At 53.6% G+C, this 14044-nt stretch carries 28 protein-coding genes; all 28 read right to left on the reverse strand.

The window, feature by feature from the left end; translation table 11 throughout:
* Window positions 1–92: 92 nt before the first annotated feature.
* The 28 genes from rplQ to rpsJ all read right to left on the reverse strand — a co-directional run bounded on the left by rplQ (window position 93) and on the right by rpsJ (window position 13715).
* Window positions 93–476 (reverse strand): 50S ribosomal protein L17, encoded by a 384-nt coding sequence (rplQ, locus tag AACR77_RS03010; protein ID WP_005307999.1) that lies wholly within the window; start codon window positions 474–476, stop codon window positions 93–95.
* Window positions 477–519: 43 nt separating this feature from the next.
* Window positions 520–1509 (reverse strand): DNA-directed RNA polymerase subunit alpha, encoded by a 990-nt coding sequence (locus AACR77_RS03015; RefSeq protein WP_042877958.1) that lies wholly within the window; start codon window positions 1507–1509, stop codon window positions 520–522.
* A 25-nt stretch (window positions 1510–1534) separates the two neighbouring features.
* Complete coding sequence (gene rpsD, locus AACR77_RS03020) at window positions 1535–2155, reverse strand: 30S ribosomal protein S4 (RefSeq protein ID WP_010672568.1); 621 nt, start codon at window positions 2153–2155, stop codon at window positions 1535–1537.
* Between the two features lie 39 nt (window positions 2156–2194).
* On the reverse strand, window positions 2195–2584 hold the full coding sequence (rpsK, locus tag AACR77_RS03025) for a 30S ribosomal protein S11 (RefSeq protein ID WP_005319702.1): 390 nt from the start codon (window positions 2582–2584) through the stop codon (window positions 2195–2197).
* Window positions 2585–2598: 14 nt separating this feature from the next.
* Window positions 2599–2955 (reverse strand): 30S ribosomal protein S13, encoded by a 357-nt coding sequence (gene rpsM, locus AACR77_RS03030; RefSeq protein WP_005307991.1) that lies wholly within the window; start codon window positions 2953–2955, stop codon window positions 2599–2601.
* A gap of 139 nt (window positions 2956–3094) precedes the next feature.
* Entirely contained in the window at window positions 3095–3208 is a 114-nt protein-coding gene (rpmJ, locus tag AACR77_RS03035) for a 50S ribosomal protein L36 (protein ID WP_005319705.1), read from the reverse strand.
* A 27-nt stretch (window positions 3209–3235) separates the two neighbouring features.
* On the reverse strand, window positions 3236–4564 hold the full coding sequence (gene secY / locus AACR77_RS03040) for a preprotein translocase subunit SecY (RefSeq protein ID WP_010672567.1): 1329 nt from the start codon (window positions 4562–4564) through the stop codon (window positions 3236–3238).
* 8 nt (window positions 4565–4572) lie between these two features.
* On the reverse strand, window positions 4573–5010 hold the full coding sequence (gene rplO, locus AACR77_RS03045) for a 50S ribosomal protein L15 (RefSeq protein WP_005307987.1): 438 nt from the start codon (window positions 5008–5010) through the stop codon (window positions 4573–4575).
* A gap of 2 nt (window positions 5011–5012) precedes the next feature.
* Entirely contained in the window at window positions 5013–5192 is a 180-nt protein-coding gene (gene rpmD / locus AACR77_RS03050; protein ID WP_005307985.1) for a 50S ribosomal protein L30, read from the reverse strand.
* A gap of 6 nt (window positions 5193–5198) precedes the next feature.
* Window positions 5199–5699, reverse strand: a complete 501-nt coding sequence (gene rpsE / locus AACR77_RS03055; RefSeq protein WP_005340605.1) for a 30S ribosomal protein S5 — start codon at window positions 5697–5699, stop codon at window positions 5199–5201.
* Window positions 5700–5713: 14 nt separating this feature from the next.
* A complete protein-coding gene (gene rplR, locus AACR77_RS03060) occupies window positions 5714–6067 on the reverse strand; it encodes a 50S ribosomal protein L18 (RefSeq protein WP_010672566.1) in 354 nt (117 codons plus the stop codon).
* Between the two features lie 9 nt (window positions 6068–6076).
* Entirely contained in the window at window positions 6077–6610 is a 534-nt protein-coding gene (rplF, locus tag AACR77_RS03065) for a 50S ribosomal protein L6 (RefSeq protein WP_010672565.1), read from the reverse strand.
* Between the two features lie 13 nt (window positions 6611–6623).
* Window positions 6624–7016, reverse strand: a complete 393-nt coding sequence (rpsH, locus tag AACR77_RS03070) for a 30S ribosomal protein S8 (protein ID WP_010672564.1) — start codon at window positions 7014–7016, stop codon at window positions 6624–6626.
* 19 nt (window positions 7017–7035) lie between these two features.
* A complete protein-coding gene (rpsN, locus tag AACR77_RS03075) occupies window positions 7036–7341 on the reverse strand; it encodes a 30S ribosomal protein S14 (RefSeq protein ID WP_005331161.1) in 306 nt (101 codons plus the stop codon).
* Window positions 7342–7351: 10 nt separating this feature from the next.
* The gene (gene rplE, locus AACR77_RS03080; RefSeq protein WP_005331162.1) at window positions 7352–7891 is read right to left on the reverse strand and encodes a 50S ribosomal protein L5; all 540 of its coding nucleotides are present in this window, start codon (window positions 7889–7891) and stop codon (window positions 7352–7354) included.
* Between the two features lie 13 nt (window positions 7892–7904).
* Window positions 7905–8222, reverse strand: a complete 318-nt coding sequence (gene rplX, locus AACR77_RS03085) for a 50S ribosomal protein L24 (RefSeq protein ID WP_005307977.1) — start codon at window positions 8220–8222, stop codon at window positions 7905–7907.
* A gap of 11 nt (window positions 8223–8233) precedes the next feature.
* Entirely contained in the window at window positions 8234–8602 is a 369-nt protein-coding gene (rplN, locus tag AACR77_RS03090) for a 50S ribosomal protein L14 (protein ID WP_005307975.1), read from the reverse strand.
* A 148-nt stretch (window positions 8603–8750) separates the two neighbouring features.
* On the reverse strand, window positions 8751–8999 hold the full coding sequence (gene rpsQ, locus AACR77_RS03095) for a 30S ribosomal protein S17 (protein ID WP_005307966.1): 249 nt from the start codon (window positions 8997–8999) through the stop codon (window positions 8751–8753).
* On the reverse strand, window positions 8999–9190 hold the full coding sequence (rpmC, locus tag AACR77_RS03100; RefSeq protein ID WP_005307965.1) for a 50S ribosomal protein L29: 192 nt from the start codon (window positions 9188–9190) through the stop codon (window positions 8999–9001). The genes rpsQ and rpmC overlap by 1 nt, the downstream gene beginning before the upstream one ends.
* Window positions 9190–9603 (reverse strand): 50S ribosomal protein L16, encoded by a 414-nt coding sequence (rplP, locus tag AACR77_RS03105; RefSeq protein ID WP_010672562.1) that lies wholly within the window; start codon window positions 9601–9603, stop codon window positions 9190–9192. Before rplP ends, rpmC begins: the two co-directional genes overlap by 1 nt.
* Window positions 9604–9616: 13 nt before the next feature.
* Window positions 9617–10330 carry a 30S ribosomal protein S3 gene (rpsC, locus tag AACR77_RS03110; protein WP_005331168.1) on the reverse strand — a complete coding sequence of 238 codons (714 nt, stop codon included), beginning with the start codon at window positions 10328–10330 and terminating at the stop codon, window positions 9617–9619.
* A 3-nt stretch (window positions 10331–10333) separates the two neighbouring features.
* The gene (rplV, locus tag AACR77_RS03115) at window positions 10334–10678 is read right to left on the reverse strand and encodes a 50S ribosomal protein L22 (RefSeq protein WP_010672561.1); all 345 of its coding nucleotides are present in this window, start codon (window positions 10676–10678) and stop codon (window positions 10334–10336) included.
* A gap of 10 nt (window positions 10679–10688) precedes the next feature.
* Window positions 10689–10967: a 30S ribosomal protein S19 gene (gene rpsS, locus AACR77_RS03120; protein WP_005307960.1), complete on the reverse strand. Its 279-nt coding sequence runs from the start codon at window positions 10965–10967 to the stop codon at window positions 10689–10691.
* Window positions 10968–10989: 22 nt separating this feature from the next.
* Window positions 10990–11811, reverse strand: coding sequence for a 50S ribosomal protein L2 (rplB, locus tag AACR77_RS03125; protein WP_010672560.1), 822 nt, complete (start codon window positions 11809–11811; stop codon window positions 10990–10992).
* 15 nt (window positions 11812–11826) lie between these two features.
* Complete coding sequence (rplW, locus tag AACR77_RS03130) at window positions 11827–12129, reverse strand: 50S ribosomal protein L23 (RefSeq protein ID WP_005307955.1); 303 nt, start codon at window positions 12127–12129, stop codon at window positions 11827–11829.
* Entirely contained in the window at window positions 12126–12731 is a 606-nt protein-coding gene (gene rplD, locus AACR77_RS03135) for a 50S ribosomal protein L4 (RefSeq protein ID WP_005340616.1), read from the reverse strand. The genes rplW and rplD overlap by 4 nt, the downstream gene beginning before the upstream one ends.
* A 17-nt stretch (window positions 12732–12748) precedes the next feature.
* Window positions 12749–13381, reverse strand: a complete 633-nt coding sequence (gene rplC, locus AACR77_RS03140; protein ID WP_010672559.1) for a 50S ribosomal protein L3 — start codon at window positions 13379–13381, stop codon at window positions 12749–12751.
* 22 nt (window positions 13382–13403) lie between these two features.
* The gene (gene rpsJ / locus AACR77_RS03145) at window positions 13404–13715 is read right to left on the reverse strand and encodes a 30S ribosomal protein S10 (RefSeq protein ID WP_005307944.1); all 312 of its coding nucleotides are present in this window, start codon (window positions 13713–13715) and stop codon (window positions 13404–13406) included.
* Window positions 13716–14044 lie beyond the last annotated feature (329 nt).

Genomic DNA, 14044 nt, shown 5'->3' on the forward strand with positions numbered 1-14044 from the left:
GCAGTAGAGGCAGTAGAGGCAGTAGAGGCAGTAGAGGCAGTATCAGAATCCACCAGAAGAAAAGCCGGGACAAGCCCGGCTTTATCTTTATATCACTCAGCAGCTGCTTCAGCAGCGGCCGGGCGGTCTACCAGCTCAATGTAAGCCATAGGAGCATTGTCGCCAGCACGGAAACCGCATTTCAGAATGCGAGTATAACCGCCGGCGCGCTCCAGGTAGCGCGGGCCCAGTTCATTGAACAGCTTAGCCACGATCGCGTTATCGCGAGTACGGGCAAATGCCAGGCGACGATTAGCAACGCTATCAGTCTTGGCAAGGGTGATCAGCGGTTCAACTACACGACGCAGCTCTTTTGCCTTAGGCAGAGTCGTCTTGATGATCTCATGACGAACCAGGGAGCTGGCCATGTTGCGGAACATAGCCTGACGATGGCTGCTGTTCCGGTTCAGTTGACGACCACTCAAACGATGGCGCATGACCTTATCCTTCTAACTAAATCTGTGAAACCCGTAATCTGGATTACTCGTCAGCGATGCTGGCGGGCGGCCAGTTCTCAAGGCGCATGCCAAGAGACAGACCACGGGAGGCCAACACGTCCTTGATCTCAGTCAGGGACTTCTTACCGAGGTTAGGAGTCTTAAGCAACTCAACTTCGGTACGCTGTACCAGATCACCAATATAGTGGATAGCTTCTGCCTTCAGACAGTTCGCTGAACGAACTGTCAGCTCCAAATCATCGACAGGACGCAGCAGAATCGGATCAAACTCGGGTTTCTCTTCTTTCTTCTCGGGCACGCTGACATCGCGCAGATCCACGAAGGCTTCCAGTTGCTCTGCCAGAATAGTGGCGGAACGACGGATGGCTTCTTCCGGATCCAGAGTACCATTGGTCTCCATGTCGATAACCAGCTTGTCCAAGTCGGTGCGCTGTTCCACACGTGCCGCCTCGACATTGTAGGCGATGCGAACGATGGGGCTGAACGCGGAGTCCAGCAGCAGGCGACCGATAGGACGCTCTTCATCATCGTTGTGAACACGAGCAGAAGCAGGCACATAACCACGACCGCGCTGAACTTTCAGGCGCATGCTGATCTCAGCATTTGTACCAGTCAGGTGGCAGATTACGTGCTCCGGGTTTACGATCTCGACTTCATCACCGTGAGTGATATCACCAGCGGTAACGGGGCCTGTTCCAGACTTGGTCAGGGACAGAGTTACCTCGTCCTTGCCTTCCAGCTTCACAGCGATACCTTTCAGGTTGAGCAGGATTTCAAGAATGTCTTCCTGTACACCTTCTTTGCTGCTGTACTCGTGCAGTACTCCGTCGATCTCGACTTCAGTAACCGCACAACCGGGCATAGATGACAGCAAAATACGACGCAGGGCATTGCCCAGCGTGTGGCCAAAGCCACGCTCAAGCGGCTCGAGAGTCACTTTCGCGTGAGTCGGGCTAACTTGCTCGATGTCAACTAGCCGCGGTTTAAGAAAATCTGTTACAGAACCCAGCATTGTGTCCTCTCTTTAGAAGCTAGCTTTACTTGGAGTAAAGCTCGACGATCAGCTGTTCGTTAATGTCGGCAGACAGGTCGGAACGCTCCGGCAGGCGCTTGAAGGCACCTTCCATCTTAGCAGCGTCAACCTCTACCCAAGTCGGCTTCTCGCGCTGACCAGCAACTTCCAGGGAAGCTTTGATACGCGCTTGCTTCTTAGCCTTCTCGCGAACGCAGATCACGTCCTCAGGGGATACCTGGAAAGAAGGAACATTCACAACGCGGCCGTTTACCATGATGGCTTTGTGGCTCACCAGCTGACGAGATTCAGCACGAGTGGCGCCGAAGCCCATGCGGTAGACGACGTTGTCCAGACGACCTTCCAGCAGCTGCAACAGGTTTTCACCGGTGTTACCCTTTTGACGGGCAGCGTCGCGGTAGTAGTTGCGGAACTGTTTTTCCAATACGCCGTAGATACGACGTACTTTTTGTTTCTCGCGCAGTTGCACACCGTAGTCGGACAGACGCGCTTTACGCGCACCGTGTTGACCAGGAACGGTGTCAATCTTGCACTTAGAATCAATCGCACGAACACCAGACTTCAGGAAGAGGTCGGTGCCCTCACGACGGCTAAGCTTAAGCTTAGGACCGATATATCTTGCCATCTTCTTTCTCCAACAATCCTAGACCAAGTAGCTACAGCGTTACACGCGGCGCTTCTTGGGAGGACGACAACCGTTGTGCGGGATCGGAGTCACATCAGTAATGTTAGTGATGCGGAAACCAGCCGCGTTCAGAGCGCGGATGGAAGACTCACGACCGGGACCCGGACCTTTGACCATGACTTCCAGGTTCTTCACGCCGTATTCTTTGGCGATCTCACCAGCACGCTCAGCAGCTACCTGGGCAGCAAACGGAGTGGACTTACGGGAACCACGGAAACCGGAACCACCAGAGGTAGCCCAAGACAGAGCATTGCCCTGACGGTCAGTAATGGTCACGATTGTGTTGTTGAAAGATGCATGAACGTGCGCAATACCGTCGCTCACTTGCTTTTTAACGCGCTTGCGAGCACGAGTCGGAGTTTTAGCCATTTTCTACCTTCCCGTTACTTCTTGATAGCCTTGCGCGGACCCTTACGGGTACGAGCGTTGGTCTTGGTACGTTGACCACGAACAGGCAGGCTACGACGGTGACGCAAACCACGGTAGCAACCCAGATCCATCAATCGCTTGATGTTCATGGAAATCTGACGACGCAGGTCACCTTCGACGGTGAATTTACCTACTTGTTCACGCAGACTCTCGATCTGAGCTTCGTCCAGGTCTTTAATTTTCACATTCTCAGCGATACCGGCTGCGGCACAGATGGCCTTGGAGCGGGTACGACCGACGCCATAAATAGCAGTCAACGCAATGACTGCATGTTTATGGTCAGGAATGTTAATGCCAGCGATACGGGCCACTATTCACTCCTACATATAGTAGATAACGACCACCACAAAGCCCGTGAGCGGATACGTGGCGGTCAACCAATACACAACAAAAGTTGGCTGGCTATATTAGCCAGCACAACTATTTGTTGCAAGTACTAACCGTAAAAAATTAGCCTTGGCGCTGTTTATGCTTTGGCTCGCTGCAAATCACACGCACCACACCGTGACGCTTGATGATTTTGCAGTTACGGCAGATTGCCTTAACGGAAGCACGAACTTTCATTGCTTAACTCCGTAACTACGCCGACCTTTAGCGGCCGTAGCCCTTCAGGTTGGCCTTCCTCAGGACGTCGCCATATTGATGAGACATCATATGGGTCTGAACCTGAGCCATGAAGTCCATGATAACTACCACGATAATCAGCAGCGAGGTGCCACCGAAGTAGAACTGTACGTTCCAGGCAGTCATCAGGAACTGGGGTACCAGACAGATAAAGGTAATATAGAGCGCACCTGCCAATGTCAGGCGAGTCATAACCTTATCGATGTAACGTGCTGTCTGCTCGCCCGGGCGGATCCCCGGGATAAAGGCTCCACTCTTCTTCAGGTTATCTGCTGTCTCGCGGGGGTTGAACACCAGCGCGGTATAGAAGAAGCAGAAGAAGATAATGGCTGCTGCATAGAGCATCTCGTACAAGGGCTGACCCGGCTGCAGGACCATAGAGACCTGTTGCAGAATGTCAGCGATCTTGCCCTCGCCCTGACCAAACCAGGAGGTAATGGTACCCGGGAAGAGGATGATGCTGGATGCGAAAATCGCAGGAATCACACCGGCCATATTCACTTTCAACGGCAGGTGTGTGCTTTGCGCAGCGAATACCTGGCGGCCTTGTTGACGCTTGGCATAGTTAACGACGATACGACGCTGACCACGCTCCACGAACACCACAAAGTAAGTCACAGCGAAAACTATCAAGCCCAGCAACAACAACAGCAGGATGTGCAATTCCCCTTGACGTGCCTGTTCGGCCGTAGCGCCAATGGCATGAGGCAGACCGGCGACGATACCTGTGAAGATAATCAACGAGATACCATTACCAATCCCACGCTCGGTAATCTGTTCACCCAACCACATCAAGAACATGGTACCGGTGACCAGACTCACAACGGCTGTGAAATAGAAGCCCAAACCCGGATGAGTCACGAGTCCTTGCATCATATTCGGCAGACCTGTTGCAATACCAATGGCCTGGAACGTTCCCAAAACCAGCGTGCCCCAACGGGTATATTGGCTAATCTTGCGACGGCCGGATTCACCTTCTTTCTTGAGTTCAGCAAGAGCAGGGTGAACCACAGTCAGCAACTGGATAATGATCGACGCCGAAATGTACGGCATGATCCCCAGTGCAAGAATAGAAGCACGCGAGAGTGCACCACCACTGAACATGTTGAACATCTCAATGATGGTGCCCTTCTGTTGTTGGAACAACTCGGCCAGTACGGCGGCGTCAATACCAGGGATCGGCACATAAGAGCCTGCACGGAACACGATAATTGCCCCGAGAACGAAGAGCAGACGGCTCTTCAGTTCGCTCAGACCACCTTGTGCTTTAACATCCAATCCTGGTTTCTTAGCCATTGTACTGATTATTCCTCGATTTTACCGCCAGCGGCCTCGATGGCTGCACGTGCACCCTTGGTGACGGACAGACCACGAACGGTCACAGCACGGTCAATGTTGCCAGACAGAACAACTTTAGCGAACACGATGTTTTTGGTAATAACACCGGCTTGCTTCAGAGTGCTCACGTCGACCACATCACCTTCTACCAGGGCGATTTCGTTCAGGCGCACTTCGGCAGAAACCAAAGATTTGCGAGAGAAGAAACCGAACTTCGGCAGACGGATTTTCAAAGGCATCTGGCCGCCTTCGAAACCGTTGCGGACCTTGCCGCCACCGGAACGAGAGGTTTGACCTTTAACACCACGACCACCGGTCTTGCCCAGACCAGAACCGATACCACGGCCCGGACGGTGCTTGACGCGCTTGGAGCCAGCGGCCGGAGACAGAGTATTCAGACGCATGCTTAGCCCTCCACCTTAACCATGTAATAAACCTGGTTGATCATACCGCGTACGCAGGGAGTATCTTCCAGCTCAACGGTGTGACCAATGCGACGCAGACCCAGACCACGCAGAGTCGCCTTATGCTTTGGCAGACGGCCGATAGAGCTGCGAGTTTGAGTTACTTTTACAGTGTTAGCCATGTCGCATTACCCCAGAATTTCTTCAACGCGCAGACCACGCTTGGCCGCGATCTGTTCCGGTGATTGACCGTGAACCAGAGCGTCGACAGTTGCGCGAACAACGTTGATTGGGTTGGTGGAACCGTAGGTCTTGGCCAGCACGTTGTGGATACCAGCAACTTCCAGTACGGCACGCATGGCGCCGCCTGCAATGATACCAGTACCTTGGGAGGCCGGCTTCATGAACACGGTGGAACCAGAGTGAACGCCACGCACCGGGTGGTGCAGGGTGCCGTTGTTCAGCTCAACCTTGTTCAGGTTACGTTTAGCCTGTTCCATCGCCTTTTGAATGGCGGCCGGAACTTCACGGGCCTTACCGTAACCGTAACCTACACGGCCGTTACCATCACCCACCACGGTCAACGCGGTGAAGGACATGATACGACCACCTTTAACAGTTTTCGAAACGCGGTTTACTGCAATGAGCTTTTCTTGCAGTTCGCCGGCTTGAGATTCGACTTTAGCCATCTTCGACTCCTAGCTTAGAACTGAAGACCAGCGTCACGAGCAGCGGCAGCCAGAGCGGCTACACGACCGTGATACTTGAAACCGGAACGATCGAAAGATACGTTCTGAACGCCTTTGGCAATAGCACGCTCAGCGATAGCCTTACCTACAGCGGTAGCAGCATCTGCGTTACCGGTGTATTTCAGAGCTTCACTGATGGCTTTCTCTACTGTGGAAGCAGAGGCCAGAACTTCGGAACCGTTGGCTGCAATAACCTGCGCATAGATATGACGCGGGGTACGGTGAACAACCAGACGGGTAGCTCCCAGTTCCTGCATCTTTTTCCGAGCACGAGTAGCACGACGGAGACGAGCTGCTTTCTTGTCCATAGTGTTACCTTACTTCTTCTTAGCTTCTTTAGTACGCACTTGCTCGTTGGCATAGCGTACACCCTTGCCCTTGTAGGGCTCCGGAGCGCGGTAAGCACGGATATCGGCGGCGACTTGGCCAACCAGCTGCTTGTCCACACCACGCAGAACGATCTCGGTGGCGGACGGACATTCAGCGGTGACACCAGCCGGCAGCGCATGCTCTACCGGGTGAGAGAAGCCCAGTGCCAGCGCAACAGCATTGCCCTTGATGGAGGCTTTGTAACCTACACCAACCAGCTGCAGCTTGCGCTCGAAGCCTTGGGTAACACCGACTACCATGTTGTTGACCAATGCACGGGCAGTACCGGCCTGAGCGTCAGCACCAGCGATGCCGTCGCGCGGGGCGAACTTCAGTACATTGTCTTCTTTGGTCACTTCTACACCAGCGTGGATGGAACGAACCAGGGAACCCTTGCCACCTTTGATGGACAGTTCTTGGCCGTTCAGAGTCACCTCTACGCCAGCAGGAATAGTGACGGGTGCCTTAGCAACGCGAGACATTTCCGACCTCCTATTAAGCGACGTAGCAGATGATCTCACCACCCATGCTTGCCTTGCGGGCAGCACGGTCGGTCATCACACCTTTAGACGTGGACACGATAGCAACACCGAGACCGCCCATGACTTTCGGCAGATCAGTAGTGCGCTTGTAAATACGCAGGCCGGGACGGCTCACGCGTTGGATCAGTTCTACAACCGGCTTGCCCTGGAAATACTTCAGTTCGATTTCCAGTTCCGGTTTCACGTCACCAGCTACGTTGTAGCCAGCGATGTAACCTTCTTCTTTCAGCACTTTGGCGATAGCCACTTTCAGCTTGGAAGAAGGCATGGAAACCGCAACTTTGCTCGCCGCCTGACCGTTACGGATGCGGGTCAGCATATCCGCGATCGGATCTTGCATGCTCATAGTCTAACTCCCGAGATTCTTACCAAGAGGCCTTTTTGAGGCCCGGAATTTCGCCCTTCATGGCATGCTCACGCACCTTGATGCGAGAGAGGCCAAACTTCCGCAGGAAACCGTGCGGACGACCAGTGATGTTGCAACGGTTACGCTGGCGGGACGGACTGGAATCACGGGGCAGCTGTTGCAGTTGCAAGACAGCATCCCAACGCGCTTCTTCAGAAGCGTTCATATCAACGATGATAGCTTTCAGCTCGGTACGCTTGGTCGCGAACTTGGCTGCCAGCTTCGCACGCTTTGCTTCACGTGCTTTCATGGATGTTTTAGCCATAACCCTAACCTTACTTGCGGAATGGGAAGTTAAAGGCAGCCAGCAGAGCACGGCCTTCTTCGTCGGTATTCGCGGAAGTGGTGATGGTGATATCCAGACCACGGACGCGATCGACCTTGTCATAGTCGATTTCCGGGAAGATGATTTGCTCACGCACGCCCATGGAGTAGTTACCACGGCCATCGAACGCCTTGGCGTTCAGACCACGGAAGTCACGGATACGCGGTACGGAGATGCAAATCAGCCGTTCCAGGAACTCCCACATACGCTCGCCACGCAGGGTTACTTTACAACCTATCGGGTAGCCTTCACGAATCTTGAAGCCCGCAACAGATTTGCGTGCTTTGGTGATCAGCGGCTTCTGACCGGAAATGGCAGCCATATCGGCAGCAGCATTTTCCAGCAACTTCTTGTCAGAGATCGCTTCACCAACACCCATGTTCAGGGTGATTTTCTCGATCCGAGGGACTTGCATGATAGTCTTGTAACCGAACTGCTTGGACAGTTCATTTACTACATCGGATTTGTAGTAATCATGCAGTTTCGCCATCGTTAAACTCCAATTACTTCACAAGTTCGCCGGTGGATTTGAAGAAACGGACTTTCTTGCCGTCTTCAATCCGGAAACCAACGCGGTCAGCCTTGCCAGTGGCAGAGTTGAACAGCGCGACGTTAGATACATCGATGGGGGCTTCTTTGGTGACGATGCCGCCAGCCTGACCCAGTGCGGGTACCGGCTTTTGGTGTTTCTTCACCTGGTTGATGCCTTCCACGATTACCTTACCTTTTGCAATCAGGACTTGAGTGACTTTGCCACGCTTGCCCTTGTCTTTGCCGGTAAGAACAATTACTTCGTCTTCGCGACGGATTTTAGCTGCCATCGTTCGACTCCTTACAGTACTTCGGGTGCCAGGGACACAATCTTCATGAACTTCTCGTTACGGAGTTCACGGGTCACCGGGCCAAAAATACGAGTACCGATTGGCTGTTGGTTGTTGTTAAGCAACACAGCCGCATTGTTGTCGAAACGGATGACAGAGCCGTCCGGACGACGAACGCCTTTACGGGTGCGTACGACCACCGCGTTATACACATCACCTTTCTTCACTTTACCGCGAGGAATGGCTTCCTTGATGGAAACCTTGATGATGTCGCCGATGCCGGCATAACGGCGGTGCGAACCACCCAGAACCTTAATACACATTACACTGCGAGCGCCGGAGTTGTCGGCAACACCCAGCATACTTTGCATCTGGATCATCTTAGTGCTCCGCTTTGTTTACTTCTTATCCCTGATGGGATCTGGCTGCCTTCAAAAGGCGCGAAACTATAACACAGCTATTTTTGAAAAGGTAGCCTAAAAAACAAACGGCCCCGATGGGGGGCCGTTTGGGCTAAAAAGTACCGAATTAGGCCTTTTCTACGACAGCAACCAGGGTCCAGGACTTGGTCTTGGACAGCGGGCGGCACTCGCGGATTTCCACGAGATCGCCAGCCTTGCACTCGTTGTTCTCGTCATGCACGTGCAACTTGGTAGTGCGCTTGATGATCTTACCGTAGATCGGGTGCTTTACCTTGCGCTCGATAGCGACGGTGATGGACTTGTCCATCTTGTCGCTAATTACACGACCTTGCAGAGTACGGATCTTGTCAGTCATTACGCACCTGCCTTCTCAGTCAGTACAGTCTTAATACGTGCGACGTCACGACGCACTTGTTTCAGAGTGTGAGTCTGAGCCAGCTGGCCGGTGGAAGCTTGCATGCGCATGTTGAATTGCTCACGCAGCAGACCCAGCAGCTCCTGGTTCAGTTCTTCGACGCTCTTTTGACGCAGATCTTGGGCTTTCATCACATCACCGTCTTAATTACGAAAGTGGTCTGAACAGACAGCTTAGCTGCGGCCAGGGCAAACGCTTCACGCGCCAGAGCCTCAGGTACACCATCCATCTCGTACAGAACCTTGCCAGGCTGGATCGGGCAAACCCAGTATTCCACGTTACCCTTACCTTTACCCATACGAACTTCGAGGGGCTTTTCGGTGATGGGCTTGTCCGGGAACACACGGATCCAGATCTTGCCTTGACGCTTAACGTGACGGGTCATGGCACGACGGGCTGCTTCGATTTGACGAGCAGTCAGTTGACCACGAGATGTCGCCTTCAGGCCAAAGGTACCGAAGGATACTTCGTTACCGGCATTGGCCAGACCGCGGTTACGACCCTTGTGGGTCTTGCGGAATTTAGTACGCTTAGGTTGCAACATTTACCGAATCTCCTTACTTGGCAGCGCGGCGCTTGTTGTCACGCTTGGGCTTCGCAGGAGCTTGCTCTTGAGCAGCGGCAGCATTGACTGCAGCCAGACCGCCCAGAACTTCGCCCTTGAAGATCCAAACTTTAACGCCGATCACACCGTAAGTGGTGTGGGCTTCAGAAGTTGCGTAGTCGATGTCGGCGCGCAGGGTGTGCAGGGGCACACGACCTTCACGGTACCATTCGGTACGCGCGATTTCAGCACCGCCCAGACGACCGGAAACTTCCACTTTGATGCCCTTGGCACCCAGGCGCATGGCGTTCTGTACGGCGCGCTTCATAGCACGACGGAACATTACGCGACGCTCCAGCTGGGAAGTGATGCTGTCGGCAACCAGTTTGCCATCCAGCTCCGGCTTGCGGACTTCGGAAATGTTGATTTGAGCAGGCACGCCAGCGATTGCGGCTACAGCTTTGCGCAGTTTTTCAACGTCTTCGCCTTTCTTGCCGATCACGACGCCCGGACGAGCGGTGTGAATGGTCACACGGATGCTCTTGGCCGGACGCTCGATAGTGATCTTGGACAAGGAAGCGTTTTTCAGCTCCTTGGTCAGGAACTGGCGTACTTGGAAATCGCTGTACAGGTTGTCAGCGAAGTCTTTGGTGTTCGCGAACCAGGTAGAATTCCAAGGCTTGGTAATACCCAGGCGAATGCCATTAGGATGTACTTTCTGACCCATTGCTTATCTCCCAGCCTTAGCGTCGGATACCACTACAGTGATGTGAGCGGTACGCTTGAGGATACGATCCGCGCGACCTTTGGCACGCGGGCGGATGCGCTTCATGGAGGGACCTTCGTCTACCATGATGGTGGCAACACGCAGGGTGTCGATATCGGCACCTTCGTTGTGCTCAGCGTTGGCAATGGCAGATTCCAGCACTTTCTTCACCAGAACAGCAGCCTTTTTCGGGCTGAAGGTCAGGATGTTCAGAGCCTTGTCTACGGACAGACCACGTACTTGATCGGCTACCAGACGAGCTTTCTGGGCAGAAGTACGGGCATAACGGTGTTTAGCGATAGCTTCCATCATTTATCCCTTAGCGCTTCTTAGCCTTCTTATCAGCAGCATGGCCGCGATAAGTACGAGTCGGTGCGAATTCACCCAGTTTGTGACCGATCATTTCTTCGGTAACGAAAACCGGAACGTGCTGACGACCATTATGGACAGCGATGGTCAAACCGATCATGTTCGGGATGATCATTGAACGACGGGACCAGGTCTTAACCGGCTTTTTATCCCCGCTTTCCACCGCTTTCTCTACCTTCTTCAGCAAGTGCAGGTCGATAAATGGACCCTTCTTGAGAGAACGTGGCATGGTGATTCCTCTATGTTAACAATTACTTGTTACGACGACGTACGATGTACTTGTCGGTACGCTTGTTCTTACGGGTCTTGAAGCCCTTAGCCTTCTGGCCCCATGGGGACACAGGCTGCATGCCCTTGTTACGACCCTCACCACCACCGTGCGGGTGATCAACCGGGTTCATCGCCATACCGCGAACGGTCGGACGAATACCACGCCAGCGGTTAGCACCGGCTTTACCCAGTTGACGCAGCATGTGCTCGGAGTTACCCACTTCACCGATGGTAGCGCGGCACTCGGCCAGAACTTTACGTACTTCGCCGGAACGCAGACGCAGAGTTACATAGTTACCTTCACGAGCCAGGATCTGGATGAAAGTACCAGCGGAACGAGCCAGCTGGGCACCTTTACCAGGCTTCATCTCAACGGCGTGAACGGTAGAACCGACCGGGATGTTGCGCATCGGCAGGGTGTTACCTACCTTGATGGCAGCATCAGCACCAGAGGCGATTGCATCACCAGCTTTCAGGCCTTTCGGAGCCAGGATGTAACGACGCTCACCGTCTGCATACAGCACCAGGGCGATGTTTGCGGTACGGTTAGGATCGTATTCCAGACGCTCAACTTTGGCCGGAATGCCGTCTTTGTCGCGCTTGAAGTCGATCAGACGGTAGTGTTGCTTGTGACCACCACCGATGTGACGAGTGGTGATACGACCGTTGTTGTTACGGCCACCGGACTTGCTTTTGCTGTCCAGCAGAGCGGCGAAGGGCTTGCCCTTGTACAGCTCTTGGTTGACGATCTTGACGACGTGGCGGCGGCCCGGAGAAGTAGGCTTGCACTTAACGATTGCCATTTTTCAGAACTCCTCTTACTCGGCTGCGCCCATGAAGTCGATGTCCTGACCAGCTTTCAGGGTCACATAAGCCTTTTTCCAATCGGAACGACGGCCTACGCGTGCACCTGCGCGCTTGGTCTTACCCTTCATGTTCAGGGTACGGACGGTCTCAACTTCGACCTCGAACAGTTTCGCAACTGCAGCTTTGACTTCCGCCTTGGTGGCATCAACAGCAACTTTGAACACGATAGTGTTCTGCTTTTCTGCGACCATGGTGCTCTTTTCAGAGATGTGCGGAGCCTTCAGAACTTTCAGCAGACGCTCTTCACGGATCATGCCAGCATCTCCTCGATTTGCTTAACTGCGTCAGCAGTCATCAGAACCTTGTCGAAAGCGATCAGGCTGACCGGGTCGATACCGGCAACGTCACGCACGTCAACTTTGTACAGGTTACGAGCAGCCAGGAACAGGTTCTCATCGACTTCAGCAGTCACGATCAGAACGTCAGTCAGTTCCATTTCTTTCAGCTTGGCGATCAGTTCTTTGGTCTTCGGCGCTTCGATGCCGAACTTCTCAACAACGATCAGGCGCTCTTGACGTACCAGCTCGGACAGGATGCTACGGATAGCGCCGCGGTACATCTTCTTGTTTACTTTCTGGCTGTGATCTTGCGGCTTAGCAGCAAAGGTCACACCACCGGAACGCCAGATGGGCGAACGGATGGAGCCAGCACGGGCACGACCAGTACCCTTCTGACGCCACGGCTTTTTGCCGCCACCAGACACTTCAGAGCGAGTCAGCTGCGCACGAGTACCCTGACGGGCACCAGCGGCATATGCAACGACAACCTGGTGAACCAGAGCTTCGTTGAATTCGCGCCCGAAGGTAGTCTCGGAAACTTCAAGAGCGCTCTTGGCGTCTTTCATTACCAATTCCATTACTATCTCCTCAGACGTTACGCTTTGACGGCAGGTTTAACGATCACGTTGCCGTTGGTTGCACCCGGTACTGCGCCTTTGATGAGCAGCAGGTTGCGTTCAGCGTCAACACGAACCAGTTCCAGGTTCTGAGTCGTTACACGCTCAGCACCCATGTGACCAGCCATCTTCTTGCCCTTGAATACACGGCCCGGGGTCTGGTTTTGACCGATGGAGCCAGGTACACGGTGGGACAGGGAGTTACCGTGGGTCATATCCTGGGTACGGAAGTTCCAGCGCTTAACAGTACCGGCAAAACCTTTACCCTTGGATGTGCCGGTAACGTCTACCAGCTTAACGTCAGCGAGAAGATCTACTTTCAGCTCGCTACCAACAGTGAAAGTTTCACCGTTGTTCAGGCGGAATTCCCACAGACCGCGACCGGCTTCTACACCAGCTTTGGCGAAGTGGCCAGCTTCCGGCTTGGTTACGCGGCTGGCTTTCTTGGCGCCAGTGGTAACCTGAATAGCGTTGTAGCCGTCGGTTTCTACAGATTTGACCTGAGTTACACGGTTAGCTTCAACTTCGATAACAGTCACCGGGATAGAAACGCCATCTTCAGTGAAGATGCGAGTCATACCCACTTTGCGACCTACAAGACCGATTGTCATTGTTATCAACCTCTTTCCGTAATTAACCCAGGCTGATCTGGACGTCTACACCAGCTGCCAGATCCAGACGCATCAGAGCGTCTACGGTCTTGTCAGTCGGCTCAACGATGTCTACCAGACGCTTGTGAGTGCGGATCTCGTACTGATCACGCGCGTCTTTGTTGACGTGCGGGGAGATCAGAACGGTGAAACGCTCTTTGCGAGTCGGCAGCGGGATAGGACCGCGAACCTGCGCGCCAGTGCGCTTAGCAGTTTCAACGATTTCCGCAGTGGATTGATCGATCAGGCGATGATCAAAAGCCTTCAGGCGGATACGGATTCTTTGGTTCTGCATTGACAGAGCTCCAATAGATAAAAGAACATAAATCAACACCGCCCGACCGGGACTACTCCCGCCAGAGGTGTGATTTTTCACGTTTCCTCCCATATCGGGAGGACTGTATGGCTGGCAACTCGTAAACGGGAAGCTCAGCAAGCAGACATATCGTCTGGCTGCCTCATGGGCAAGCGGAGGGGATTATACGGATTTTTTCCACTCACGCAAGTGAAGGCGGACAGATTGTGCGCAATTTTATGTGACAGATGGATCTCGCCAACGGCTGGGCAAGCCCTTGCCTGGCAGGGGTAACGACAATGTTGCAAACAGGCTGATAGACTGCGCCC

This window comes from Aeromonas sp. ZOR0002 (assembly GCF_963866995.1).
In the GTDB taxonomy this organism is placed as follows: domain Bacteria; phylum Pseudomonadota; class Gammaproteobacteria; order Enterobacterales; family Aeromonadaceae; genus Aeromonas; species Aeromonas caviae.

Bases quoted from the DNA above. Each gene is read 5' to 3' on its own strand.
- rpsS (WP_005307960.1), bottom strand. From the start codon at position 10,967: ATGCCACGTTCTCTCAAGAAGGGTCCATTTATCGACCTGCACTTGCTG.
- rpsJ (WP_005307944.1), bottom strand. From the start codon at position 13,715: ATGCAGAACCAAAGAATCCGTATCCGCCTGAAGGCTTTTGATCATCGC.
- rplP (WP_010672562.1), bottom strand. From the start codon at position 9,603: ATGTTGCAACCTAAGCGTACTAAATTCCGCAAGACCCACAAGGGTCGT.
- rpsC (WP_005331168.1), bottom strand. From the start codon at position 10,330: ATGGGTCAGAAAGTACATCCTAATGGCATTCGCCTGGGTATTACCAAG.
- rplO (WP_005307987.1), bottom strand. From the start codon at position 5,010: ATGCGTCTGAATACTCTGTCTCCGGCCGCTGGCTCCAAGCGCGTCAAG.
- secY (WP_010672567.1), bottom strand. From the start codon at position 4,564: ATGGCTAAGAAACCAGGATTGGATGTTAAAGCACAAGGTGGTCTGAGC.
- rpsN (WP_005331161.1), bottom strand. From the start codon at position 7,341: ATGGCTAAAACATCCATGAAAGCACGTGAAGCAAAGCGTGCGAAGCTG.
- rpmJ (WP_005319705.1), bottom strand. From the start codon at position 3,208: ATGAAAGTTCGTGCTTCCGTTAAGGCAATCTGCCGTAACTGCAAAATC.
- rpsQ (WP_005307966.1), bottom strand. From the start codon at position 8,999: ATGACTGACAAGATCCGTACTCTGCAAGGTCGTGTAATTAGCGACAAG.
- rplE (WP_005331162.1), bottom strand. From the start codon at position 7,891: ATGGCGAAACTGCATGATTACTACAAATCCGATGTAGTAAATGAACTG.
- rplD (WP_005340616.1), bottom strand. From the start codon at position 12,731: ATGGAATTGGTAATGAAAGACGCCAAGAGCGCTCTTGAAGTTTCCGAG.
- rplB (WP_010672560.1), bottom strand. From the start codon at position 11,811: ATGGCAATCGTTAAGTGCAAGCCTACTTCTCCGGGCCGCCGCCACGTC.
- rplX (WP_005307977.1), bottom strand. From the start codon at position 8,222: ATGGCAGCTAAAATCCGTCGCGAAGACGAAGTAATTGTTCTTACCGGC.
- rpsK (WP_005319702.1), bottom strand. From the start codon at position 2,584: ATGGCTAAAACTCCGACTCGTGCTCGCAAGCGCGTTAAAAAGCAAGTG.
- rplV (WP_010672561.1), bottom strand. From the start codon at position 10,678: ATGGAAGCTATCGCTAAACACCGTTATGCCCGTACTTCTGCCCAGAAA.
- rpsH (WP_010672564.1), bottom strand. From the start codon at position 7,016: ATGAGCATGCAAGATCCGATCGCGGATATGCTGACCCGCATCCGTAAC.
- rpmD (WP_005307985.1), bottom strand. From the start codon at position 5,192: ATGGCTAACACTGTAAAAGTAACTCAAACTCGCAGCTCTATCGGCCGT.
- rplW (WP_005307955.1), bottom strand. From the start codon at position 12,129: ATGATCCGTGAAGAGCGTCTGCTGAAAGTTCTGAAGGCTCCGCACATC.
- rplQ (WP_005307999.1), bottom strand. From the start codon at position 476: ATGCGCCATCGTTTGAGTGGTCGTCAACTGAACCGGAACAGCAGCCAT.
- rplF (WP_010672565.1), bottom strand. From the start codon at position 6,610: ATGTCTCGCGTTGCTAAGGCACCCGTCACTATTCCTGCTGGCGTAGAG.
- rpsD (WP_010672568.1), bottom strand. From the start codon at position 2,155: ATGGCAAGATATATCGGTCCTAAGCTTAAGCTTAGCCGTCGTGAGGGC.
- rplC (WP_010672559.1), bottom strand. From the start codon at position 13,381: ATGACAATCGGTCTTGTAGGTCGCAAAGTGGGTATGACTCGCATCTTC.
- rplN (WP_005307975.1), bottom strand. From the start codon at position 8,602: ATGATCCAGATGCAAAGTATGCTGGGTGTTGCCGACAACTCCGGCGCT.
- AACR77_RS03015 (WP_042877958.1), bottom strand. From the start codon at position 1,509: ATGCTGGGTTCTGTAACAGATTTTCTTAAACCGCGGCTAGTTGACATC.
- rplR (WP_010672566.1), bottom strand. From the start codon at position 6,067: ATGGACAAGAAAGCAGCTCGTCTCCGTCGTGCTACTCGTGCTCGGAAA.
- rpmC (WP_005307965.1), bottom strand. From the start codon at position 9,190: ATGAAAGCCCAAGATCTGCGTCAAAAGAGCGTCGAAGAACTGAACCAG.
- rpsE (WP_005340605.1), bottom strand. From the start codon at position 5,699: ATGGCTAAAGTCGAATCTCAAGCCGGCGAACTGCAAGAAAAGCTCATT.